The organism is Marinobacter sp., assembly GCF_033722195.1.
In the GTDB taxonomy this organism is placed as follows: Bacteria; Pseudomonadota; Gammaproteobacteria; order Pseudomonadales; family Oleiphilaceae; genus Marinobacter.
Genome location: NZ_JAWVZL010000022.1, coordinates 21,628 through 44,847, shown reverse-complemented (window position 1 = coordinate 44,847; position 23,220 = coordinate 21,628). Strand labels below are relative to the sequence as shown.

The window sequence follows — 23,220 nt, the reverse complement described above, 5'->3', positions numbered from 1 at the left end:
GTCCAGTTGCGGTTGCTCAGGTTGATGTGGGTAATGGAGAAGGCCCGGGGAATGAATGCCGGATCCTTGGGGTCGAACTGGCGCTCGACCCAGTAGGGCCAGACCCAGTCCAGGTTGTGCTGGATCACCCGGCTGTTGATGAGGCCCCGTGCATGGAAGACCACGCCGGCCCGCAGCAGTTCGATGGGCTCACCCACCTCCGAGGGCTGGGCGAAGCCGTGCAGCTTGGCCAGCAGGGAAATGGGGTCCAGAAAGCCGTGTTGCCGCGCAACCCGCTTTACGATGAACCGCCAGGGCAACCACTTCATCCAGCTCACTCGGGTGCCTCCACAATGTTTTCCGATCCGGTGTATTTCGCCAGCGCCCGTCGCGCCAGCCGATTGAGAAAGATCACCGCCACCACGGTGCCGACGAAGCCGGCGCCGTAGATCGCCCATTCCAGCGGTGTGCGTCCGGTCTCCCGCACCCCCAGCACGGTCAGGTCCGCCGCCAGCGAACCAAGGTAGACGTTGTGCAGGGAGAAGGGGATGTAGCCGATGGCGCTGCCCAGCACGAAGCCGGGAAATGAGAAGTTGGTCAGGCCGAAGAAATAGTTCGAGATCTTGCTGGGAAAGAAGGGAATCAGCCGGGTCAGCAGCACGATCTTCCAGCCGTGGGGCGTGAGCTCATCGCTCATCAGGCGCAGCCGGGCCCGGTCCATGACGAACGCCTGGGCTCGTTCCCCGAACAGGTGGCGGGCGATGAGGAAGGCCAGGGCGGCGCCCAGAACCGTGCCGCTTACCACGTACAGGGTGCCTTCCAGAACGCCGAACACGAAGCCGGCGCCGGTGGTGAAAAGCACACCGGGCAACAGCAGCAGCATGACCAGGGCCATGATCAGGATGAACAGCAGTGGCGCCCAGGCACCCTGGGCATCAAACCAGCGCAGCAGGTCCACCACCCGCTCGTGGATGCCGAAGGCATAGAGCACCGCGAGGATCAGGCCAACGAACAGGATACTGGCCAGGATGCCCAGTGCCGGACTCTTCTTCCAGCCTGCCCGCCGTTCTAGTTCCGCCTGTTTCATGGCTGACCGGGTCTCCCCCTGTAACTGGTGCGAACATTGCCTGCTGGCGACTTGCCATCTGTTTTCAGCCTAAGGCACCGATGCCTGCCAATACAAGGCGCCGCCTTTTTCGGCGGGACCCGCCGTGTAGCCTTGGGTGTGGCGGGAGGTTACCCTGTCGGTAACACGCAACCCCGCCCAACCCTGGAGCTTCAATGGCCCGCAGCAACGCCGGCAAGGATTCGAGCCCGAACAGCAACCAGCCTCTGGATGCCATTACCGACTTCCTTGAGGAGCCTGATAATTACCCTGAACCCACCGGCAAGGTCACCGTCAAGGACACCCACCTGTCTCGGGTATTCCTTACCGATGACTACGTCTACAAGCTGAAAAAGTCGCTGCGCTACGATTTCCTGGACTTCAGCAGCCTCCAGGCAAGGCTTCGCAACTGCGAAACCGAGGTGGTCATCAACTCCGAGCTGGCGCCCTCGGTGTACCAGGGCGTGGTGGTGCTGGCACAGGGCGGGAGCGGCGGCTTCGAGCTGGGGGGCAGCGGCGAGCCGGTGGATTACCTGGTGAAAATGCGCCGGCTGCCGGATTCAGCCAATCTGGAAGCGCAGCTCGAGGACGGCGGGCCTGACCGGGCGGAAGTGGACGCTGCCGCCACCAGGCTGGCCCGCTTCTACCGTGATCGGCCGGTGGCCGGCGGCGTCGACCCGGAGCATTACCGGTCCCTGTGCCGGGAGCGCCGGGACGAGCTGCGGGATTTGCCCCTGTCGCCGGGGGACGATCTGGATCGTCTCCACGACCGCCTGCAACGCGCACTGCGGGACCATGGCGACGCGCTGGCCCGGCGCCACCGGGTCGATGTGCACGGTGATTTGCGGCCCCAGCATGTCTACCTCGGCGAGGATCCGGTATTTATCGACCGGCTGGAGTTCAACAGCGAACTGCGACTGCTGGACCCGGTGGAGGAGCTGGTGTTTTTCCAGCTCGAGTGTCAGCGCCTGAGCCACGGCTGGGTGGGAGAGCGCTTCCTGCGAACCTACTGTGAGCTGTCCGGTGACCAGCCGCCGCAGTGGCTGCCGGGGCTGTACCAGGGCTATCGGGGGCTGCTCTGGGCGCTACTGTCGGCCCGTCACCTGGAGCGCAACGACACCCGCAAGCCCTGGGCCGAGATTGCCCGTGATTACCTGCGTCGTGGCCTGGCGGCCATGAAGGAAGACTGACGTCTACTCACCCCGCAGGCGTCTGACCGCATCGGCGAAGAGGCCGGCGACGGAGACCAGGGTGACCTTGCCGGTGTCTCCGGGCTCCATCCTTGGCCGCACACTGTCGGTGACCAGCAACCGGGTCATGGTCTCGTTGTCGTAGAGTTTCTCGGAACCTTCGCCGAACAGGCCATGGGTGATGACGCCGTAGACTTCGGAGGCGCCCTTCCTGCGGCAGGCATCCACCGCCCGCAGCAGGGTGGTGCCGCCGGCCACCAGGTCGTCCACGATGATGGCCACCCGGTCCTCCATGTCACCGACCACCGCTTCCCCGCTGACCTCACCCTCGCTGCGGCGCTTTTCCAGGAAGGCGGTTGGGGGCTGGTCGCCGGTGCGTTCGACCCAGACATCCCGGAACCGGTCCGCGCGCTTGGTGCCGCCGGCGTCCGGCGACACGATCACCACCGGCCGGTCGCCGATGTCGTCGCGGATTTCGTCCACGAACAGGCCGTGGGCTTCCAGGTGCAGGGTGCGGCAGCGGAAGGCGTTGTCGAAGGCGGCCCGGTTGTGCACCTCCAGCGCCACCACGCAGTCCACCCCCATGGCTTCGAAAAGCTGGCCCACGTAGCGGGTGGTGACCGGATCGTAGTCCTTGGTGCGGCGATCCTTGCGGGCGTAGGCCAGGTAGGGCAGCAGGGCGGTGACCCGGGCGGCGCCGGCGTCCCGCACCGTGGCGATGAAAAACAGCAGCGTCAGCAGCTTGTCGTTGACCGAGGCGTTGTCGTCGCCGAACAGGGTGTGCAGCACATAGACATCACGACCGCGAACACGCTCCAGCGGCCTGGCCTTGTGTTCGCCATCGCCGAAATCCCGGTGTTCGTGTTCCGCCAGGCTGATGTCCAGCTGTTCCGCCACCGCCTCGCCGAACGTCTGGCTGCCCTCCAGAGCGAACAATACCGGTTTGCTGTCCATAGGTTCTCCTTGATTGCTTTACAGAAACTTTGCACAGCGCCGACAGCAACTGACACCGCAGGGGGTAGCCTTGTTCTGTCGTTCAACCAAAAGGATAGGATATGAAACGCCTCCTGATAACCTTGATCACGCTTTCCTGATCCGAAGCCGGATTTAGGTGCCGGTGGCCTCGAGGCTGTCCGTGGACTGTACGGCCCTCGAAGGGCTCGCACTCCGCTCAGTCGCAAGCCTCCGCCGACTGAGGCACAATGACTGGGAGACCCGGCCACGGGTCTCCCAGTCACGACAGCCCTCAGTGAACAACGGAGGCGCCATGAGCTTTGAAAACCGCATAGAGGCCATTGTCGATGACCGTGAGCACGGCTCGTCGGTACTGGTGGAACGCATCTGCAGTGCCTTTGAATCCCTGGCCCAGAGCGACGGTAACCGCGAGCGCCTGCACTGGGCGTTCCGCGAACTGCGGCGGGTCGACTCTTCCATGGTCGTCGTCCACCATTTCCTGGATACCCTGGAACCCTACATCGACGCCGACTTCTTCGACCGCCTGGCGGCTTACGTGGCCCACTGGGAGGGAGTCGAGGTGGACATCGCCGAACGGCTGCTGAAGGCGCAGAAGCTGGAGGGCAAGACACTGCTGACCCACAGCCACAGCGGCACCCTGGTGGCGGTGATCAGTGAACTGGCCCGCCAACTGAAAGACCTGCGAGTGCTGCAGACCCGCTCCGAACCCGGCGGCGAAGGGGAGCGCCAGTATCGCGAGCTCAAGGATCGGGGTATCACGGTGGAGCTGATCGACGACGATCAGGTGGCCGAGCGTGTCGGTGATCTGGATGCCGCCCTTCTGGGAGCCGACCAGTACACGGATGAGACCTTCGTCAACAAACGGGGCAGCGCCGCCATCGTCGATACCCTGGCTGCCCGCGACAAGCCCACCTACGTGCTGACCGATTCCCGCAAGAAAGTCACCACACTGGATTTCTCCGGCGAGCTGTTCGAAGCTTGTACCATCGGCCCTTCGGTGCACCTGGTCACCGAGGGCAGGCGCCAGCGAATCCAATGAACCGCTGGTCTGGCTTGGGCCGCTGGCGGCCGTCAGGCCATGGGGAGAACCAAGATGATGAATGTCCTGCAACTGCGTTTTCTGCCACTCTGGATCCTGTTGTGCCTCGGCTCCGGTGTCCTCCAGGCCCACCATGGCTGGGCCTGGCTCGATGAGGATGAGTTTGAACTCACCGGCACCGTCACCGGCGTCAGTCTCGGGAACCCCCACGGCGAGGTGACGCTGGACGCCAACGGCGAACAATGGGTGGTGGAGGTGGGCCAGCCCTGGCGCAACGAACGCGCCGGTCTTACCGCCGAGCTGCTCAGTGAGGGCCGCACCATCACCGCCACCGGGCATCGCTCGGAGCAGTCCGGCGAACGCATCATGAAGGCCGAGCGGGTGATCATCGATGGCAGGAACTACGACCTCTACCCGGACAGACTCTAGCCACCGGCACCCAACGTGACCGACTGGCTGTTGGCGCTGGAGGGTACCGCCGTTGCCAGCGCGTTACGTGGTTCCACGCTGGCGTATCCGCTGGTCAACGCCGGCCACATCCTGGGCATTGCCCTGCTGGTCGGTGGCATCCTGCCCCTGGATCTGCGGCTCTTGGGGTTGTGGCGCTCGCTGCCGCTGCAACCCCTGCTGCGGGTATTGGGCACCACCGCAGCGGTGGGCCTGGCCCTTGCCCTGGTGTGCGGCCTGCTGCTGTTCATTGGCCGCGCCACCGAATACGTCCAGTCGAGCCTGTTCGTGGCCAAGATGGCGGTTGTGCTGGTGGGGCTGACCAACGCCGTGTTTCTGCGCCGGGCGCTGGCCAGCGACCCGGCTGCCGGTGCCGCCGGCTCTGTTCTGCCCTGGCATTTGCGGGTCGGGGGCCTGGTGTCCCTGCTGGCCTGGGTCTCGGCACTGGTGCTGGGGCGGCTGGTGGGCTATTTCTGAAGCCCCGGCGAGAACGGGCCGGGCCGTCGATTCAAACGCAGGGATGTTTCATGAGCATCAACAACAGGGCGGGTAATGGTGTCGGCCGGCTGGCCCGCAAATATCTCTCCGATCTGGTCTACGGCGCCAATGACGGCCTGATCACCACCTTTGCCATCGTGGCAGGAGTGACCGGCGCCGCCCTGTCCGCCGAGGTGGTCCTGATCCTGGGGTTCGCCTCGTTGCTGGCGGACGGCTTCTCCATGGCCACCAGCGACTATCTGGCGGAACGCACGCCCACCAGCGAGACCGCCCGTACCGGCAAGCGGGAGGCTGCCCGCCATGGCGTCGCCACCTTCGTGGGGTTCATCTTTCCCGGCGTGGTGCCGCTGCTCGCTTACCTGATGCCGCTGGCGCCGGATCATCGCTTTCCGGTGGCGGCCCTGCTGACACTGGTGACCCTGTTTTTCGTCGGTGCGGGTCGGGCCGCCGCCTCAGACCTCAAATGGTGGGTGGCCGGCCTGGAGATGCTGCTGGTCGGGCTGCTGGCGGCCTCGGTGGCCTATGGCGTCGGCGCCTTTGGCGCCTGGGTCACCGGCGGCATTGGCATGCCGGCGGTCTGACCCGACCCGCTCGACAGCTGCCCTCTCAGGTCCGGGCCAGGGCCAGTTCCAGCAATTCGGCGGTGTGCAGTGCCCGGCGGCCCGTACCCCGCTGGATCTGCTCCCGGCAGCTGAAACCGTCCGATACGATCCAGGTGTTGACGCCCGCCTCACGCACCGCCGGCAACAGCACTGACTCACCAATACGCTGGGACACGGCGTACTTGTCCGCCTCGAAACCGAAGCCGCCAGCCATACCGCAGCAGCCGCTGTCCGGCGTGGTCACCCGCAGCCCCATGGCCTCCAGCAACTCCCGGCTGCCGTCCAGGCCCGCACCGGCGGCCTGGTGGCAGTGGCCGTGGAGCAGGACCTCGCCCTCCAGACGAGGCAGCGCCAGGCCCTGCTGATTGGCAAGGAAGTCGGGCAGCAGCCAGGTGTTGTCCGCCAGCCAGCGGGCGCGGTCGTCGTCCGGCAGCAGGTTCAGGAGTTCGTCCCGGAACACGCTGAGGCAGGAGGGTTCCAGGCCCACCACCGGCAGGCCCTCGTCCATCGCCGGCTGCAGGGTCGCCAGGGTGTGCTCGAGGCGTTTGCGGGCCGGCCCCAGCCAGCCGTAATCGTACAGCGGGCGGCCACAGCAGACCGGACTGCCGGGCAGGCGCACGTCGAATCCGAGCTGCTCCAGCACCGACTGGGCCGCCGATGGGGTCTGGGCGTGAAGGAAGTTGTTGAAGGTATCGGGCCAGAGCACCACCGCCGGGCGCTGGCCATCCCTCGCCTGCGGGCTCTGATAGCTGCGGGTGTAAGGCCGGGTGGAGAAGCGGGGCAGGCTGCGCTCCGGCGCCATGCCGGTGATCTTCTTGACCAGCCGGTTGATGCCGGGCAGGGCGGTGAGGCCGTTGAACAGCCTCGGAGCCTGGCCCGCCAGCCGTGACCATTCATGGATGCGGCCAAAGGTCCAGGCCTGCCGGGGCCGGCGATGATGCTCGTAATAGTGGGCCATGAATTCCGCCTTGTAGGTGGCCATGTCCACCTGTACCGGGCACTCGTGCTTGCAGGCCTTGCAGGCCAGGCACATGTCCAGGGCCTGGTGCACCGACTCGCTGGCCCAGCCGTCGGCGACCGGTTCCCCCTGCAGCATCTCGAACAGCAGCCGCGCCCGTCCCCTTGTGGAATGCTGCTCATCCAGTGTGCCCCGGTAGCTGGGGCACATGATGCCGCCGGCCTGGCTGCGGCATTTGCCCACACCGACGCAGCGGTTGGCGGCCATGGCGAAACTGCCCTGGTCCTTATGGAAGCTGAAGTGCAGCGGCTCCGGCTCGATGGGGTCGTAATCCGGGCCGGTACGCAGGTTCTCGTCCAGCCGGTACGGGTCCACCAGCTTGTGGGGGTTGAGGCGGTGACGTGGGTCCCAGATGGCCTTGAACTCATCGAAGGCCTTCAGCATGTCCTCGCTGAACATCCGCGGCCAGAGTTCGGCCCGGGCCTGGCCGTCGCCGTGCTCACCCGACAGTGAGCCGCCGTAGGACACCACCAGATCGGCGGCTTCCTCGGTGAAGCGGCGCCATTGGGCCACGCCCTCGGTGCTGGCCAGGTCAAAGGTGACCCGGCCGTGGATGCAGCCGTCGCCGAAATGGCCGTACAGGGAGGAGCGGTAACCATAGCGCTCCAGCAGTTGGCGGTAATCCCGCAAATAGTCCCCCACCTGCTCGGGATCGACGGCGGCATCCTCCCAGCCCGGGTAGGTTTCCGGTTCCCCGGGCAGGGCATTGGTGGCCGCGGCACCGCTCTTGCGCACCGACCACACCAGATTGGCCTCGGCGGGATCGGTGTAGAGGCGGCTGTCGACGCAGTGATCCCGCTCCTGGTCCATGGCCCTGCGGGCCTGGTGGGTGGCTTCCTCAAGGCTGTCGCCACCGAACTCCGCCAGTAGCCAGCCGTTGCCATCGGGCAGACCCTCCAGGGCCTTCAGGCCCATGCCTTTTTTGCGCATGTCACCGACAATCTGCTCATCCAGGCCTTCCAGGGCCAGGGCGCCGGTGGCCAGCACCGGCGGAGAGCGGTCGCCGGCCTGGCAGATGTCCTCGTAGCCCAGCACCACCAGCACCCGGTGGGGCGGGCTGGGTATCAGCCTGGCTTCGGCGGCCAGGGTGACCGCGCAGGTGCCCTCACTGCCGATCAGGGCGGCGGCCACATTGAAGCCGTTCTCCGGCAGCAGGGCGTCCAGGTTGTAGCCGGAGACCCGGCGCCGGATATCCGGGAACTCCCGGCGAATCCGGTCGGCGTAGCGGTCACGCAGGTCGCACAGGCGAGCGTAGATCTCGCCGCGGCGGCCGCCGGCGCGGATCAGGCGTTGCAGTTCCTGCTCGCTGGTGGGCCCCACCGTCATGCGCAGGCCGTCGTAGGTGAGGATCTCCAGCGACTCGATGTTGTCCACGGTCTTGCCCGCCATCACCGAATGGGCACCGCAGGAGTTGTTGCCCACCATGCCGCCCAGGGTGCAGTGGGTGTGGGTGGACGGGTCGGGACCGAAGGTAAGGCCATGCTCTTCGGCGGCATTGCGAAGCTGGTCGCAGATCACGCCGGGTTCCACCCAGGCGCGCCGGCGCTCCGGATCCAGACTGAGGATGCGATTGAGGTGGCGGCTGGTGTCCAGCACCAGGGCAATATTGCAGGTCTGGCCCGCCAGGCTGGTGCCGCCGCCACGCATCAGCACCGGAGTGTCGGTGTCGCGGGCGATGGTCAGGGCGGTTTCCAGGTCGGCGGTGTCCCGGGGCGTGACCACCCCGATCGGCACCTGACGGTAGTTGGAGGCATCCGTGGTGTAGAGTGCCCGTCCGCCGGGGTCGAAGCGCACCTCCCCGGACAGCCGCCGCCGGAGTGTGGCAAGCAGCTCGGCGGTCTCTGGAGGGACACCGCTGTCGATATTCCTGGCCCGGGGCATGTAACGACTCCTGGGGTTTGAATGCGACGTTGATTTTTTATAACACGGTGACGCCTTCGAAAACCAACCGGGCCGGGACTTTCCCGGGGGCGCAGAGTGCGCTATTTTTGTTCGCTGCCTATCTATTCAGCCCGGGTCTTTCCACCCGGGATCCGTCTATAACCACCTCACCAGGAGACCAGGATGGCACGCGCCGATACCTTCACCCTTTATGGGACCGAGTTTTCCCTGTACACCGGCAAGGCGCGGGCCTACCTCCGCTACAAAGGCATTCCCTACCGCGAAGTGCTTTCCACCGTAGGGGTCTACCGGAAAATCATCGTGCCTCGTACCGGTGTGCGGTTCATCCCGGTGCTAGCCACACCCGAGGGGGAGTTTGTCCAGGACACCACCGAGATCATCGATGTTCTGGAAGCGCGTTTCCCCGAGCGCACGGTGTTTCCGCCGGGGCCGCGCCAGGCGGTGGTGGCGAAACTGCTGGAGCTCTACGGGGATGAGTGGTTGCTGATCCAGGCCATGCATTACCGCTGGAGTTTCCCCGAGCAGAACGAGGACTTCATCATGGCGGAATTCGGTCGCGTGGTGCTGCCTTGGGCACCGGCTTTCCTGCGCCGCAAGGTGGCCCGCTCCAAGGCCTCCCTATTCGCCGGCATGCTGCCGATCCTGGGCATCGATGACACCACAGCGCCGGCCATCGAGGACTGGTACCTGGAGACCCTGGACCATCTCGATGCCCACTTTGCCCGTCATCGCTACGTATTTGGCGACCGCGCCAGCATTGCCGATTTCGGCCTGATCGCACCGCTCTACGCCCACCTGTACCGGGACCCGGCCCCCGGCGCCATCATGCGCCAGCGCGCCCCCCATGTGGTGGCCTGGGTCGAGCGCATGTTCCAGAACCGGCCCGAGGTGGGGGACTGGCTGCCGGAGGACGAGGTGCCGGAGACCCTGCTGCCGCTGCTGCAGCGCCAGTTCAGCGAGCAGTTTCCGGTCTTGCGGGAGACGGTGGCAGCGGTGGCACGCTGGGTGGACGAGCACCCCGGTGAGCGTCTGCCCCGCCGCCTGGGCCGGCACAGTTTCCGCATCGGGAGCGTACAGGGTAGCCGCGAACTCATGCCCTACCCCCAGTGGATGCTGCAGCGGGCACTGGACGTCTACCAGGGCCTGCCGGACGACCAGCGCGCAGCCGTCGACCAGTTGCTGTCCCGCTGTGGCGGCCAGGACGCCATGCAAATGCGCATTCCCCGCCGGGTCGAGCGGGTCGCCAACCGGCTGGTGCCCGGCGCCGCCAATCCCTGACCCGGACCCTTGCCCCGGCCGGGTAAATCGGCAACCATGAGTTGTCGTTTAGTACGGGACACTTAGGGAGGGGAACCGATGTCGGTTTATGCCGAATTGCAGAAAACCATGGACGACATGCTCGATGCCGAACGGGGTATCCTGGCGGCGGACGAGAGTACCAGCACCATCGCCAAGCGCCTGAAGGCGGTGGGGGTTGAATCCACCGAGGAGAACCGGCGCTGGTATCGCTCCATGCTGTTGTCCACGCCGGACGTGGGCAAGTACATCTGTGGCGTGATCTTCTACGAGGAAACCCTCAGCCAGCAGGACAGCCGGGGCAAGCCACTGCCCGAACTGGCGGCCTCCCAGGGCATCATTCCCGGTATCAAGGTGGACAAGGGCAAAGGCGATCTGCCCGGCGCTCCCGGCGACATGATCACCTACGGCCTGGATGGCCTGGCAGAGCGGCTGGTGCGCTACCACAAGCAGGGCGCCCGCTTCGCCAAGTGGCGCGAGGTCTATCCCATCACTGACCACAACCCCACCGCGCTGGGACTCACCGCCAATGCCGAGATGCTGGCCCGCTATGCGGCGGTATGCCAGGCCAACGGCATAGTGCCCATCGTCGAGCCGGAGGTGCTGATCGACGGCAATCACAGCATCGACCGGGCCGCCGAGGTCAACGAGCAGGTCCTGCAGGCGGTCTTCCACGCCCTCTACCAGCACCGGGTCCGGCTCGAACACATGATCCTCAAGCCCAGCATGGTGACACCGGGCAGGGAGCAGACCAAAGCCTCGCCGGACGATGTCGCCATGATGACCCTGCGAACCCTGCGCCGGACCGTGCCGGCGGCGGTGCCCAGCATCAACTTCCTGTCCGGTGGCCAGACTCCGGAAGAGGCCACCGCCAACCTGAACGCCCTCAACCAGCATCAGGACAAGGCGCCCTGGCACCTGAGCATGTCCTTCGGCCGGGCCCTGCAGGAGCCTGCCATGAAAGCCTGGAGCGGCGATAACAGCCAGCGCGAGCAGGCCCAGCAGGCGTTCCTGAAACGGGCGCGCCTGAACAGCCTGGCACGGACCGGGCAATACACGCCGGACCAGGAGTGAGCTCGGCTCTGATCGGCCTTGACTTGGCATCCGGGACCTCTGGCGGCAGACGATAGAGCCCACAGTGATCTTGAGTGTCGCCATGTCCACTGCCGTCAAATACATCCTGCTGCAGATCCCCGCCGCCGTGCTGGTGGCGTTGCTGCTGATCTTCCTGCATCGTGAGGGCTGGGTCGACCTGACCTGGACCCTGGTAGTGATGGCCGGCTGGCTGCTGAAGGACGCCCTGCTGTATCCCTTCTATCGGCGTGCCCTGGAGGGCGCACCCCCGCAGGGAATGGCGGCGCTGGTGGGCGAAACCGCGACCTGTCTGACCCCGGTTGATCGCCGTGGCCTTGTACGGCTCAGGGGCGAGCACTGGCAGGCGCGGTCGGTGGACGGCGACACCCTGGCTGTGGGCCGGCGGGTCCGGGTGGTGTCCCACCAGGGCCGCGTACTTCTGGTAAAGCCCGAGTGAACGGGCGCACAACGACAAATTGCAAGGAGGGTCGAGCATGCCCGAACTGCCCGATGTCGAAGTCTTCAAGCGTTACATCGATGCCACCTCACTCCACAAAACCGTCCGCCGGGTAACCGCGCCGGCACCGAAAATACTGGCGGACCTGTCGGTCAACCAGCTCTCCCGGGCCCTCTGTGGCCAGCGCATCGAGGCCAGCCGGCGCTGGGGCAAGCAGCTGTTTCTGGAGCTGGACAGCGGACGCTGGCTGGCGCTGCATTTCGGCATGACCAGCTACCCCCGCTACCAGCGCGCTGAAACCCTGGATGACACGCCGGACGCCCGCTTCGATGCGGTCCGCCTGTTCTTCGACAACGACTACCTGATGGCCTTCAACTCACGCCGCAAGCTCGGGCGCATCCGGCTGGTGGACGACCCCGAGGCCTTTGCCCGGGACCAGCAACTGGGCCCGGATGCGCTGGCCATCGGCGAGGACGATTTCGTCCAGCGGCTGGAACGGGGCCGCGGCGGCCTTAAATCCTTCCTGATGAACCAGAAGCAGCTCAGCGGGCTGGGCAACGAGACCAGCGATGAGATCCTGTTCCAGGCCGGCTGGCATCCGGCCCGGCAGGTGCGCTCCCTGGGCGAGTCAGAGCGGCGGCGGCTCTACCGGCTCATGGTGGAGGTGCTGGAGGCGGACATCGACGCTGGCGCGGACCAGGACCGGATGCCCGACGGGTTTCTGCTGCCCCGGCGACGGGAGGGGGAGCGCTGCCCCCGCTGTGGCGGCGATATCCGCAATGTGAAGGCCGCCGGCCGGTCGGCCTACATCTGCCCGCGGTGCCAGCCTGAACCCTGACGCCGGCCTTGTACCGGCGGCGCCGGAGCCTGAAAATACCAGCCTCATGCGAGCTTTCTGTCCGGGGATCTGTCTGTGCGTGCCGGCCTCTGCCGCCAATGCGGTGTTCACCAACGACTCTGTGTCTGCGACCTCTGCCATCCGGTGGAGGGAGCGCCGCCGCTGTGGGCGCTGCAGCATCCCACGGAAGTCGGTCGCAGCAAGGGCACCCTGCGGCTGGCCCGGGCCTGCCTGCCGTCATTGCGGGTGCTGGTGGGGGAGGCCGGAGACTGCTTTGAACCCCTGGCCAGCCGGGCCTCGGGCGCCATCGGCCTGGTGTTTCCCCATGCCGGCAGCCAGCCGCTGGAAACCGCCGCCACTGGGGACATCAAGGAATGGGTGGTGCTGGACGGTACCTGGCGCAAGGCCCGGCGGATGTTCCTGAGCAATCCCTGGCTGCAGAGTCTGCCGGCGTTTCACTTCCAGCATGCCCCGGCTTCCGCCTACCGAATCCGCAAGGCCCCCCGCAGCGATAGTCTGGCGACCGCGGAGGCGCTTACCTACCTGTTGACAGTCGTGCGTCCGGAACTGGATGTGCGGCCACTGAGCGAGGCCATGGCCGGGCTGGTGAGCCGGCAGTTAGCGCAGCTGCCGGCCGGGGTGCGTGACCGTTACTGAGTGCCCGGGTCGCGCTCTGCAGCGCTGCCGTCAACGCGCCGGATATCCAGCTGGAGCCGTTGGATCAGCGCTTTGCCATCGATCACCTCCAACTCCGCGACCTCCAGGATCTCCAGCTGCGGGGCGTCCGGGCCGGTGCCGAACCATTCCCGGATCAGTGAATCGGCCCGAACGAGTTCACCGCCGCGGCTCAGTTCCGGGGCCAGGCGCTGATAGCGGTAGTCCTGCGCGCGATCGAAAGTGGCCTGCCAGAGCGCGACCAGCTCCGCGCGGTTGAGCGTCTGCCAGGCGTTGGCATCCGGCAGCCTGACCCGTATGTCCGCATCCGGCGCCAGCAACGCCAGCATTTCCTCCGGCTGGCCGCGCTGGATGGCCAGGTCCATGCGCGCCAGGGTGGCCAGCACCGCATCCCGCCGCTCGGCGGTCAGGGCGCTGTCACCGGCCGCGGTGGTGCTGAGACCCGCCAGAAACTGCTGGGCCGATGGCTGACCACCCTGCTGGGCGGCCTTGCGGATCCAGGCCAGGCCTTCCTGGTGCTGCCCCTGCTGATACATGGCCCTTCCCACGACCCACTGGGCGTCCGGATTGTCTTTCTCGGCTGAGCGACGGTACCAGCTCATGGCCAGCTCCGGATCCGGCGCCACCCCCAGACCTTCCTCGTAGGCCCTGGCCACCTCCGCCATGCTGATGGCATCGCCGGCCTCGGCGGACTTGCGGTACCAGTAAAGGGCGTTCTCGTGGCTCTGGGGAACGCCCAGACCCTGGGCGTACATATTGCCAACGTTGAGCATGCCCTGGCGGCTGCCAGCCCTGGCAAGCTTCAGGTAGCGTTCGAAGGCCAGTTCAAACTGACCCATCTTGTAGACGGTATAGGCGTCCAGCACCTGGATCATCTCGCGCGCCACTTCGGTCTGCTGATCATCCGCCTGAACCGGAGCGGTCAGGCCCAAGAGGAGCGCGAAGCCAGTGATTCGGAAACGATCTGAGACATGTGCCATGGCGGTGAGCCCAATGCAGGTGATCTGTCAGTCTGACGCTAGCAGAGACGGGGGCGCGCGTCTGCGGGCCCTTGGTGGTGATTCTCTCGCACTTTGGTGGGGAGCGCCCTGATCCTGTGCGGCACGGTTGAATTCTTTCCTGCCGCTCGCACAGTGTGTAATAGGGCATTCAGAATGTCGCTTCTGAAACCCAACGCGAATGCACGACAACCTATGGGGGCAACCATGCAAATCCCTCTGGAACTGAAATTCGACGGTGTAACCCACTCCCAGTGGATTGAGGATTATGTTCGTGAGCGTGCGGCCAAACTCGACCGCATGTGCGACAACCTGATGTCATGCCGGGTCGTGGTAGAACGGGCCCAGCATCATCACAACACCGGTAACCCTTATCGGGCCCGGGTCGAGGTGACTCTGCCGCCCAAGAAAGACCTGGTGGCGGATAAGCAGGGCACGGTATCAGACCCTCATGTCCAGCTGCGGCCGGTCATCCGCAAGGCCTTCGAGGCCATGGAAAAGCAGATCAAGAAGGAGACCGCCCGTCGTAACGGCGCCGTCAAGGTTCACGACGAGCAGCCCAGTGCCCTGGTGGTGCGGATGTTCCCGGATCAGGATTATGGTTTTATCAAATCCCCCACGGATGGCACCGAATACTATTTTCACCGCAACGCGGTGCTCCATGACGATTTCGACCGGCTGACGCCCGGCACCGAAGTGCGATTCGAGGCTGAGATGGGAGACGACGGCCCCCAGGCCAGTACCGTTCAGATCATCAACAAGCCGGGGGCACGGCCCCACACCGGTGCTGAGGAAAGCGAGCCGCCGGAGGAATGGCAGGCCAATCCGTCCGCGGATAACACCTGATTCAGAGGCCTGCCAACCGAAAGCCAACGAAAGGAGGTTTTGCTATGAAATTTGACGAATTTCTTGGTCATGTCCAGGACCGTGCCAAACTGGATTCCCTGGATGCCGCCATGCTGGCGACCCGGGCCACCCTGAATACCCTGTCCGAGCGCCTGACCGGCAATGAGCCGGAGCATCTGGCGGCACAGTTGCCCGGCGAAATTGGCGAGCACCTGAAAACCGACAAGGCCGGTCAGGGCGAGCGTTTCGACGTGAAGGATTTCATCGCCCGTGTCAGTCAGCGTGAGGGCGTGCCGGAAAGCCAGGCGACCCATCATGCCCAGGTGGTGATCGGCGTAGTGAACGAAGCGGTATCAACGGGCGAGATGTCCGACATCCGTGGCCAGCTGCCTTCGGACTACGAGCTGCTGTTCCGCCGGGAATGGGCCTGAACCCGGGCCCGGCCTTGGATGGGTCGGTTCGGCTCACTAGAATAGCGGTCCCATTGATGCCGCAGGCCGAGCCATGACCCTTGCCAAAGACCCCACGCGGGCAGTGCCCCTGCCCGCTACCGTCCAGCCGCTGCCAAACCATACCCTGGAAGAGGCAGCCTGCCGGCTGGCGGAATTCATCGATCGCCATCCCAGACTCTTCGTGCTGACCGGAGCGGGCCTGAGTACCGACTCCGGGATTCCGGATTACCGCGACGGCGATGGTGCGTGGAAGCGCAAGCCGCCGGTACAGCACCAGGACTTCATGACCCATCATCACGTGCGCCAGCGCTACTGGGGCCGCAGTCTGGTGGGCTGGGGTGTGATGCGCAGCGCCAGGCCCAACCCCGCGCATTTTCAGATTGCCGAACTGGAGCGCAGGGGCCGGCTCAGCCATGTGGTCACCCAGAATGTGGACCGTTTGCACCAGCGGGCCGGGAGCGAACAGGTCATCGATCTCCATGGCCGGGCCGACGAGGTGATCTGCATGGGCTGTGGGCAACGCCAGCCCCGGGATCGTGTGCACGAGCGCTGTGACCGGCTCAACCCGTCGTTCCGGCAGTACTCGGCTGCCACCGCGCCGGATGGCGACGCCGATCTGGAAGTGGATTTCAGTGGCTTTCAGGTGGCCGATTGTGAGCACTGCGGCGGCATCCTCAAGCCCGACGTGGTGTTCTTTGGCGACAATGTGCCAAGACCCAGGGTGGCGAGCGCCATGGCGGCCCTGGAAGCCAGCGACGCCATGCTGGTGGTGGGCTCGTCGCTGATGGTCTATTCCGGTTTCCGGTTCTGCCGTCAGGCGCGGGAGTGGGACAAACCCATGGCCGCCCTGAACATCGGCCGCACACGGGCCGATGACATGATGGACCTCAAGCTCAATGCCCGGATCAGTGAGACCCTGGCGCTGACGCTGGCGCAACTCTGACGCTCTGCGCTTACTCCAGGCGCAGGTCCAGCAGATACACCCGGCGAGGTGCCGGCAGGGCGCTGGCAAAGAGCCCAAGGCGGCGGATTCGGGCCATGTCCATCATGCGGCCGGCCGGCGCCTGCTCAATCTCCGCCAGCGGCACCACGAAGCGGTTGGCTCCGGGTGCCAGGACCAGCCGCCGATTGAAGCGGTCGCGGTAGGCCTGCTGGCCGCGGTCATGCTGCAGGTCATGGATTCTGAGGGTCAGTGTCAGTGGCTGTGGATCCGGGTTGTACACTTCCACCCGCAGCGCCCGGTAACCCTGCCAGTCCCCCGCCAGGTTATTTAGGGTGACGCCGCTGTAGGTGCCCGTATCAAGATCCAGGGCCAGACTGCGGCCGGCCGGTGCGCCTGCCTGATTGCCCGGCTTCAGCCCGGCCCCGCTCCAGTAAAGCGCCGGTTCGGCTTCACGGAAGTCGTACAGAGCTGGCAGCTGCTGCGCCAGCCGGAGCTGGCGCGCCGCCACCTCGGCAACCACCAGCAGTTCCACCAGCAGGAACGCCAGGGTTGCGCCCCGGAGCCCCAGGCGAACCCGGCGGGGTCGGGGCGGATAACACCAGGCCAGGGCGAGCCAGGCACCGGTGAGATTGCGGCCCAGGTCGCGCCAGTCCGCAGCCCGGTGGGCGGCGCCCTGCAGCAGTTCGATAGCCAGGCCCGCCAGCAGCACGGCCAGGGTCGTTGCCACCCACAAAGACGCTCCACGCAGCGGCTGCCGGGGCGCCACCAGCATCACCAGAAGCCCGAAGAACAGTGGATGTCCCAGGTTCCAGAGCGCCTTGTGCAGTGCGCCTGCGGACCAGTCGGGGCCACCGATGAAAAAGAGCGGCAGCATCAGCACCAGGGCGGCGGTTACCAATCCCCGCGGCAGGGCTTTACAATGTGCCGCCGTTTTCCGTTGTTCTGCCAATACGAGTCCCCATGAGCGATCTGCACGCGTACCAGTATGCCCTGATTGGCCTGATCTTTGTGTGGAGCGGTTTTGTCCGCTCCGGCCTGGGCTTTGGTGGTGCGGTATTGTCCCTGCCTTTCCTGCTGCTGGTCCACAACGACCCGCTGGTGTTCCTGCCGCTGATCGCCATCCACCTGCTGGTGTTCTCGTCACTGACCATCGCCATCAACAACCGGGGCCGGTCCGCCACCGGCTCCCTGGTGAGTACCGTGGACTGGCCCTACCTGTGGCGCATCCTGGGCATCATGATCGTGCCCAAGCTGGTGGGGGTGTTCGGGCTGCTGACGCTGCCCTCGGATATCATGAGCGCCATCATCTTCGTCATTGTGGCGTTCTATTCGGTGTCCTACATCGTCAATCGGCCGTTCCGCAGCGGCAGCACGACGGTGGACGTGGTTTTCCTGATGCTGGGGGGCTACATCAGCGGCACCTCGCTGATCGGCGCGCCGCTGATCATCGCGGTGGTGGCCCAGCACATCCCCAAGGAGCGGCTGCGGGACACCCTGTTCGCGCTCTGGTTCATCCTGGTGACCATCAAGGTGGCGGCATTCGTCTGGGCCGGGGTGGACATGCAGTGGATCCATCACCTCTGGCTCTTGCCCTGCGCCGCCATTGGCCACGTCATCGGCCTGAAATTCCACCAGCGCATGCTGCAGGCCGAGACCCCGGTATTCTTCCAGGTGCTCGGCTCGGTATTGCTGGTGATCAGTGTGATGGGGCTGTGGCAGGGCCTGTCAGGCGATTGAATCCACCACGCCGCCATCCACCCGCAGGGCCGCGCCGGTGGTGGCGGAGGCCTGCTCGGAGCAGGTGTAGACGATCATGTTGGCCACCTCCTCTACCTCGGCCGCGCGCCGGATGATGGACGAGGGCCGTTTGGCGGCGACGAAATCCCGGCCTGCCTGTTCCAGGGAAACGCCCCGTTCCTTGGCATCCTCCTCCAGCATACTCGCTACCCCTTCGCTCAGGGTGGGGCCCGGCAGCACCGAATTCACCGTGACACCGGTGCTGGCCATGCGTTTGGCAAGGCCCCGTGAGAGGCTCAGCACCGCGGTCTTGGTGAAACCGTACTGGATCATCTCGGTGGGAATGTTGAGGCCGGATTCCGACGACAGGAACACCACGCGGCCCCAGTCCCGGGCCTGCATGCCAGGCAGGTAGGCCCGGGAGAGCCGAACGCCGGACATGACGTTGGTGTCGAAGAAGCGCTGCCAGTCGGCGTCCGGAATCTCGAAGAAATCCTTGGGCTCGAAGATGCCCAGGTTGTTCACCAGGATGTCGCAGTCGGGCTCCTTCTCCAGCAGCAGGGTGCAGCCGGTGGCTTCCGACAGGTCCGCCGCAACGCCGCGGATGAGGGCGTTGGGAACCTCCTTCTGGATGGCCAGGCGGGCATCATCGACCGCCTCCTGGCTGCGACCGTTGACCACCACGGTGGCGCCGGCGCGGGCCAGGCCCTTGGCGGCGGCCAGGCCGATGCCCTTGGTGGAGCCGGTGACTATGGCGGTTTTGCCGGTGAGTCTGATGTCCATGGAACCTCCGTCTGCTCAGTGAATCGCGATGTTTGAGGGTCGGGTTAAAGCCATGCATCATGACGGCATTGGCCTTCCGGCAAGTGCGCCGGTGCCCGGACCCCGGTGAAAAGACTATGCAACTCGAGTTTCTCGGCACCTGCGCCGGCATGCCCAGCAAGCACCGCAATGTATCGGCGACGGCGATCCGCCGCAGCGACGCCAAGGGCTGGTGCCTGGTGGACTGCGGCGAGGGTACCCAGCACCAGCTGCTCTACAGCGAGCTTTCCCTGCACCACCTGCACGCGGTACTGATCACCCATGTGCACGGGGATCACTGCCTGGGCCTGCCGGGCCTGTTGGCCACGGCCTCCATGTCCGGCCGTACCGAGCCGCTGACCCTGGTGGCGCCGAAGGATCTGCGGGTGATGGTGGAGGCGGTGCAGGCGGTGACCCGTACCCACTGCAACTTTCCCATCCACTTTCTGGCCATCGAGGATTGGTCCGGTCAGGTGGTGGTGGGAGATTTCCGGGTCGATATCACCGAGCTTTCCCATCGTGTCCCCAGTTACGCCTTTGGCTTCAACGAGATTCCACGCCGCCGCCAGCTGGATATCCAGCGGCTGCAGCGTGAGCAGGTGCCCGCGGGGCCGGAATGGGGCCGTTTGCAGCAGGGCGAGGATGTTGCCCTGTCTGACGGCCGGCTGCTGCAGGCCGAAGACTTCCTGCTGGACCCGGGTCCGCCCCGGCGAATCGTTATTGCCGGCGACAACGACCGGCCGGAACTGCTGACCGGGGCCGTCGAGGGCGCCGATGTCCTGGTCCACGAGGCCACCTACACCCAGGTGGTGGCGGACCGCAACGACAATCGGCCCCAGCACAGCTCGGCGGAAATGATTGCCCGCTTCGCACAGCACGCGGGTGTGCCGCACCTGGTGCTGACCCACATCAGCCCGCGCTACGGCGATGGCCCCCGCAGCCAGCCGGCGCTGTCGGAGCTGGAGCAGGAGGCCCGGGCCCATTATCGGGGCACCCTGTTCCTGGCCCGGGATTTGGCCCGCTACCAGCTGGAGCCGGACCGCCAGTTGCGTCCGCTGTGAAACCGTATCAGCCGCCCTGTTCGCCCAGGAAGTAGTGGTCGATCTCCCGGCGCGCCTCGCTCAGGCGCTCCCAGGCGTCAGCAAGCCGGCCCTGGGCGACCGTGTCGGGAAGCTCCTCCTTGCCGGCGGCGGACATCTCCTCGTAGGCGGCATGCACATCGGTGACCACCTCCTCATAGTTACGCCAGGCGTCGTCATGGGCTGCGCGCAGGCTCTGCCAGCGGGATGGATCTGCCATTTCTTGCCTCCTCTTGGACGGGTTGACCGATAGCGGGCGATGGAATGCCGGAATCGATCTGTCGGATCCTGATCAAAGCGTACCGCTATGGACCGAGCGGGGCTTGCGCTTGGCACCGGGCTTGGCGCGGCTCGGCGGCGCCATGAATTCCGGGCCCACCGGGTCCTTGATGTACTGGTCGAGGATGTCGTCGATGGTGTCCATGGCGCCCTCATCCAGTGACCAGCCTTCAATGTCGCCAACCGGGTCCAGCTGGTCCGGGCGCCGGGCGCCCCAGAGTGCGGTGGTGACGCCCTCCCGGTCGATCAGCCAGCGCAGCGCCAGGGCCAGCACGTTCTTGCCGGCATAGTCATGGGCAAACCTGTCCAGGGCGTCCACGGCGCTGAGGTACTGCTGATAACGGTTGCCCTGGAATTTCGGGTCGTTCTTGCGCAGATCGTCACCCTGGAACTGTGTGTCCGGCCGCATCTTGCCGGTGAGCATGCCGCGGCATAGGGCGCCGTAGGTAATGGTGGCGATGTTCTGGCGCTGGCAGTAAGGCAGGATGTCCTGCTCGATCTCGCGCTCAAACAGATTGTAGGGTGGCTGCAGGCTGTGCAGGGGGGCGAACTTGCGAAACTCCTCCATCTGCTCGGGGCTGAAGTTACTCACCCCGATCGCCCGGATCTTGCCCTCCTGGTAGAGGGTCTCCAGGGCCCGGGCGGTTTCTTCCATGGGGGTCTCCGGGTCGGGCCAGTGCACCTGGTAGATATCGATGTGGTCGGTCTGCAGGCGCCGGAGCGAATCCTCCAGCTCTTTTTCGATGCGCTCTGCGGTGGCTTCGCGCCAGACCTTGTCCTGCTCCAGGTTCCAGTTCAGAGCCACCTTGGTGGCCAGCGCCACCTTGTCCCGGCGGCCTCCCGCCAGGGCCTTGCCAACGATTTCCTCGGAGCGGCCAAAGCCGTAGACCGGCGCCGTGTCAACCAGGCCGATGCCTTTGTCGATGGCTGCGTGGATGGTGTCGATGGAGTCTTTCTCATCGGTGCCGCCCCACATCCAGCCGCCTATGGCCCAGGTTCCAAGTCCCACCGGGGTCACCTGAATATCGGTATTGCCGAAGTTTCGGGTTTTCATGGCGCCTCCTGCGTCTTTGCCGTGGTTGCTCAATTTCACCATAGCAAGGCCAAGAGGACCCCGTAAACGTCGCCACCGGCGCCCGACGCTTTCTTGAATCGTCCGCGATATTGCTATATTGTCGGACAGAAATTACAAAGGTGATCCCTATGCCGTCCCCTTCCGACGCCCGGTCCCCGTCAGCCCTCGCCCAGGACGATGAGACCCTGGCGGCGCTGATCACCCCGCCCAGAGTGGCCTGGCCGACGCTGGCGCTGTTTGCCCTGAGTCTTTGCCTGTACGCCTCCGCCACGGCCCTGGCGCTCGCCGGTCAGCTGGCGCCGGTATGGGCGGTGTTGGTCAACACCCTGGCGGCCTACTGGCTGTTCACGGTGTTCCACGACGCCGCCCACCGGGCGCTGGGCCACAGCCTGCAGCTGAACGACTGGGTCGGGCGCATCAGTACCCTGGCGCTGTTCCCGTTTCCCATCTTCAAGGCCTTCCGCTTCATCCACATGCAGCATCACCGGTTCGCCAATGAATCCGATGGCCGCGACCCGGACGCCTACACCGGCGAGGGCCCGGCGCTACTGTTGCCGCTGCGCTGGGCCACGGTGGACTTCAATTATTACCGCTTCTACCTGGCCCACTGGCGGCAGCGGCCCCTGGCGGAGCGCCGGGAGACCCTGCTGGCGCTGGCGTTCGGTGTGCTCGCCTGTGGCGGCCTGATCCTGGCCGGTGCCGGCCAGGCCCTGCTGCTGTACTGGCTGTTGCCGGGCCGTCTGGCCATCGCCGTGCTGGCGTTCGCGTTCGATTATCTGCCCCACCATCCCCGTAAGAGCACCCAGCAGGAAAATCCCTGGCAGGCCACCAACAACCGGGTGGGCCTGGAGTGGCTGTTGACCCCGGTTCTGATGTGGCAGAACTACCACCTGATCCACCATCTTTATCCGCGGGTGCCCTGTTACCGTTACCTCAAGGTCTGGCGCCAGGGTGAGCCCCTGTTCCGGCGGCAGCAGCCGCTGCTGGTGGACGTTCTGGGTCGTGAGCTGGCCGGTACCGAGTTGGCCGGGCCGGCGGCCCGACAGGGGGAAAAGCCGGCCCACTGATGCTACCCTTGTGCGCTGATGTAACCTGAGCAGGAGGACACGGCATGGCATCTGTGCTGATTACCGGCGCCAACCGCGGCATTGGACTTGAGCTGGCAAAACTCTACTCGCGGCGGGGCTGGCGGGTGACGGGGGTCTGCCGGCAGAGCTCGCCGGAGCTGGATGAAGCCGCGGCCCGGGTGATCGACGGCATCGATGTCACCCGCCCCAAGGACGTGGCGCGGCTGGCCGAGCTGCTGAACGGCGACAGCCTGGACCTGCTGATCAACAACGCCGGCCTGCTGCAGGACGAAAAGCTCGGCAGCCTCGATTTCGACTCCATTCGCACGCAGATCGAAGTCAACGCCCTGGCGCCCCTGCGGGTGGTTGAAACCCTGCTGCCCAATCTGGGCCAGGGTGCCAAGGTGGCCAACATTACCAGCCGCATGGGGTCTATCGCCGACAACGATTCCGGCGGCCGATACGGCTATCGGGCGTCCAAGGCGGCGCTGAACGCTTTCGGCAAATCCCTGGCCATGGATCTGAAGCCCCGGGGCATCGCGGTGGCCCAGCTCCATCCCGGTTACGTCAAGACCCGGATGGTGAACTTTGGCGGGCTGATCAGTCCGGAGGAGGCCGCCCGAGGTCTGGCCGAACGCATCGATGGCCTGACCCTGGCGAACACCGGCTCGTTCTGGCACAGCAACGGCGACGAGCTGCCCTGGTGACTGGCCGGAAAATTAAGTCTCTGTAAATAAAGGGTAAATAACCCCTTCTACCGTGGATTGTTGGCGCCGGATGAGGCAACGTAGGGAAAGGGAGCCGGTGGGCTCCCGCTTCCAGGCGCCGGCCCCTGCCGTAGTTCGTTA

At 65.5% G+C, this 23,220-nt stretch carries 25 protein-coding genes and 1 pseudogene; 17 read left to right on the top strand and 9 right to left on the bottom strand.

Annotated elements, in window-relative coordinates:
* Positions 1 to 308, bottom strand: a pseudogene (locus tag R3280_RS06510) (hypothetical protein); the annotation flags it as partial.
* Positions 309 to 313: 5 nt separating this feature from the next.
* Positions 314 to 1,066 (bottom strand): TVP38/TMEM64 family protein, encoded by a 753-nt coding sequence (locus R3280_RS06505; protein ID WP_318997776.1) that lies wholly within the window; start codon positions 1,064 to 1,066, stop codon positions 314 to 316.
* Between the two features lie 194 nt (positions 1,067 to 1,260).
* On the opposite strand from R3280_RS06505, the gene R3280_RS06500 reads away from it, so the two are divergent.
* Positions 1,261 to 2,274 (top strand): hypothetical protein, encoded by a 1,014-nt coding sequence (locus R3280_RS06500; RefSeq protein WP_318997775.1) that lies wholly within the window; start codon positions 1,261 to 1,263, stop codon positions 2,272 to 2,274.
* 3 nt (positions 2,275 to 2,277) lie between these two features.
* Here R3280_RS06500 and R3280_RS06495 read toward each other — a convergent pair whose 3' ends face one another.
* Positions 2,278 to 3,228, bottom strand: coding sequence for a ribose-phosphate diphosphokinase (locus tag R3280_RS06495; protein WP_318997774.1), 951 nt, complete (start codon positions 3,226 to 3,228; stop codon positions 2,278 to 2,280).
* 313 nt (positions 3,229 to 3,541) lie between these two features.
* Between R3280_RS06495 and R3280_RS06490 the strand changes: the two genes are divergently transcribed.
* The 4 genes from R3280_RS06490 to R3280_RS06475 are packed head-to-tail and all read left to right on the top strand — an operon-like array spanning position 3,542 to position 5,814.
* On the top strand, positions 3,542 to 4,288 hold the full coding sequence (locus R3280_RS06490) for a hypothetical protein (protein ID WP_318997773.1): 747 nt from the start codon (positions 3,542 to 3,544) through the stop codon (positions 4,286 to 4,288).
* A gap of 54 nt (positions 4,289 to 4,342) precedes the next feature.
* Positions 4,343 to 4,717: a DUF6152 family protein gene (locus R3280_RS06485; protein ID WP_318997772.1), complete on the top strand. Its 375-nt coding sequence runs from the start codon at positions 4,343 to 4,345 to the stop codon at positions 4,715 to 4,717.
* 15 nt (positions 4,718 to 4,732) lie between these two features.
* Complete coding sequence (locus R3280_RS06480; RefSeq protein WP_318997771.1) at positions 4,733 to 5,212, top strand: DUF6644 family protein; 480 nt, start codon at positions 4,733 to 4,735, stop codon at positions 5,210 to 5,212.
* 50 nt (positions 5,213 to 5,262) lie between these two features.
* Positions 5,263 to 5,814, top strand: a complete 552-nt coding sequence (locus tag R3280_RS06475; RefSeq protein WP_318997770.1) for a VIT1/CCC1 transporter family protein — start codon at positions 5,263 to 5,265, stop codon at positions 5,812 to 5,814.
* Positions 5,815 to 5,839: 25 nt separating this feature from the next.
* Here R3280_RS06475 and R3280_RS06470 read toward each other — a convergent pair whose 3' ends face one another.
* Positions 5,840 to 8,734 (bottom strand): FAD-binding and (Fe-S)-binding domain-containing protein, encoded by a 2,895-nt coding sequence (locus R3280_RS06470; protein WP_318997769.1) that lies wholly within the window; start codon positions 8,732 to 8,734, stop codon positions 5,840 to 5,842.
* A gap of 183 nt (positions 8,735 to 8,917) precedes the next feature.
* Between R3280_RS06470 and R3280_RS06465 the strand changes: the two genes are divergently transcribed.
* From R3280_RS06465 to R3280_RS06445, 5 genes are all read left to right on the top strand, one after another.
* Complete coding sequence (locus tag R3280_RS06465) at positions 8,918 to 10,033, top strand: glutathione S-transferase family protein (protein WP_318997768.1); 1,116 nt, start codon at positions 8,918 to 8,920, stop codon at positions 10,031 to 10,033.
* A gap of 78 nt (positions 10,034 to 10,111) precedes the next feature.
* Positions 10,112 to 11,125 (top strand): class I fructose-bisphosphate aldolase, encoded by a 1,014-nt coding sequence (locus R3280_RS06460; RefSeq protein ID WP_318997767.1) that lies wholly within the window; start codon positions 10,112 to 10,114, stop codon positions 11,123 to 11,125.
* A gap of 82 nt (positions 11,126 to 11,207) precedes the next feature.
* Complete coding sequence (locus R3280_RS06455) at positions 11,208 to 11,582, top strand: NfeD family protein (RefSeq protein WP_318997766.1); 375 nt, start codon at positions 11,208 to 11,210, stop codon at positions 11,580 to 11,582.
* Between the two features lie 37 nt (positions 11,583 to 11,619).
* Entirely contained in the window at positions 11,620 to 12,420 is an 801-nt protein-coding gene (locus tag R3280_RS06450) for an Fpg/Nei family DNA glycosylase (protein WP_318997765.1), read from the top strand.
* 75 nt (positions 12,421 to 12,495) lie between these two features.
* Positions 12,496 to 13,077, top strand: a complete 582-nt coding sequence (locus tag R3280_RS06445) for a tRNA-uridine aminocarboxypropyltransferase (RefSeq protein WP_318997764.1) — start codon at positions 12,496 to 12,498, stop codon at positions 13,075 to 13,077.
* On the opposite strand, the gene R3280_RS06440 is transcribed toward R3280_RS06445, so the two are convergent.
* The gene (locus R3280_RS06440) at positions 13,071 to 14,027 is read right to left on the bottom strand and encodes a tetratricopeptide repeat protein (protein ID WP_318997763.1); all 957 of its coding nucleotides are present in this window, start codon (positions 14,025 to 14,027) and stop codon (positions 13,071 to 13,073) included. The two genes, R3280_RS06445 and R3280_RS06440, sit on opposite strands and share 7 nt — an antisense overlap.
* Before the next feature lie 273 nt (positions 14,028 to 14,300).
* Here R3280_RS06440 and R3280_RS06435 point away from each other — a divergent pair, with 273 nt between their 5' ends.
* The 3 genes from R3280_RS06435 (at position 14,301) to R3280_RS06425 (ending at position 16,334) form a co-directional block, all read left to right on the top strand.
* Positions 14,301 to 14,939, top strand: a complete 639-nt coding sequence (locus R3280_RS06435; protein WP_318997762.1) for an HPF/RaiA family ribosome-associated protein — start codon at positions 14,301 to 14,303, stop codon at positions 14,937 to 14,939.
* Positions 14,940 to 14,983: 44 nt separating this feature from the next.
* On the top strand, positions 14,984 to 15,370 hold the full coding sequence (locus R3280_RS06430; protein ID WP_318997761.1) for a DUF2267 domain-containing protein: 387 nt from the start codon (positions 14,984 to 14,986) through the stop codon (positions 15,368 to 15,370).
* Positions 15,371 to 15,443: 73 nt separating this feature from the next.
* Entirely contained in the window at positions 15,444 to 16,334 is an 891-nt protein-coding gene (locus tag R3280_RS06425) for an NAD-dependent protein deacetylase (RefSeq protein ID WP_318997760.1), read from the top strand.
* Positions 16,335 to 16,344: 10 nt separating this feature from the next.
* Here R3280_RS06425 and R3280_RS06420 read toward each other — a convergent pair whose 3' ends face one another.
* Positions 16,345 to 17,232 carry a succinyl-CoA synthetase subunit beta gene (locus tag R3280_RS06420; protein WP_318997759.1) on the bottom strand — a complete coding sequence of 296 codons (888 nt, stop codon included), beginning with the start codon at positions 17,230 to 17,232 and terminating at the stop codon, positions 16,345 to 16,347.
* 62 nt (positions 17,233 to 17,294) lie between these two features.
* Here R3280_RS06420 and R3280_RS06415 point away from each other — a divergent pair, with 62 nt between their 5' ends.
* Positions 17,295 to 18,071, top strand: coding sequence for a sulfite exporter TauE/SafE family protein (locus R3280_RS06415; RefSeq protein WP_318997758.1), 777 nt, complete (start codon positions 17,295 to 17,297; stop codon positions 18,069 to 18,071).
* Here R3280_RS06415 and R3280_RS06410 read toward each other — a convergent pair.
* Entirely contained in the window at positions 18,060 to 18,854 is a 795-nt protein-coding gene (locus tag R3280_RS06410) for an SDR family NAD(P)-dependent oxidoreductase (protein ID WP_318997757.1), read from the bottom strand. The two genes, R3280_RS06415 and R3280_RS06410, sit on opposite strands and share 12 nt — an antisense overlap.
* Positions 18,855 to 18,970: 116 nt before the next feature.
* On the opposite strand from R3280_RS06410, the gene R3280_RS06405 reads away from it, so the two are divergent.
* A complete protein-coding gene (locus R3280_RS06405) occupies positions 18,971 to 19,933 on the top strand; it encodes a ribonuclease Z (RefSeq protein WP_318997756.1) in 963 nt (320 codons plus the stop codon).
* A 7-nt stretch (positions 19,934 to 19,940) separates the two neighbouring features.
* Here the strand turns inward: R3280_RS06405 and R3280_RS06400 are convergent, their stop codons facing one another.
* Both R3280_RS06400 and R3280_RS06395 read right to left on the bottom strand, forming a co-directional pair.
* Entirely contained in the window at positions 19,941 to 20,171 is a 231-nt protein-coding gene (locus R3280_RS06400; protein WP_318997755.1) for a hypothetical protein, read from the bottom strand.
* Between the two features lie 72 nt (positions 20,172 to 20,243).
* Positions 20,244 to 21,284, bottom strand: a complete 1,041-nt coding sequence (locus R3280_RS06395; RefSeq protein ID WP_318997754.1) for an aldo/keto reductase — start codon at positions 21,282 to 21,284, stop codon at positions 20,244 to 20,246.
* 149 nt (positions 21,285 to 21,433) lie between these two features.
* On the opposite strand from R3280_RS06395, the gene R3280_RS06390 reads away from it, so the two are divergent.
* Positions 21,434 to 22,372 carry a fatty acid desaturase gene (locus tag R3280_RS06390; protein ID WP_318997753.1) on the top strand — a complete coding sequence of 313 codons (939 nt, stop codon included), beginning with the start codon at positions 21,434 to 21,436 and terminating at the stop codon, positions 22,370 to 22,372.
* 44 nt (positions 22,373 to 22,416) lie between these two features.
* Entirely contained in the window at positions 22,417 to 23,079 is a 663-nt protein-coding gene (locus tag R3280_RS06385) for an SDR family oxidoreductase (protein ID WP_318997752.1), read from the top strand.
* Positions 23,080 to 23,220: the final 141 nt, after the last annotated feature.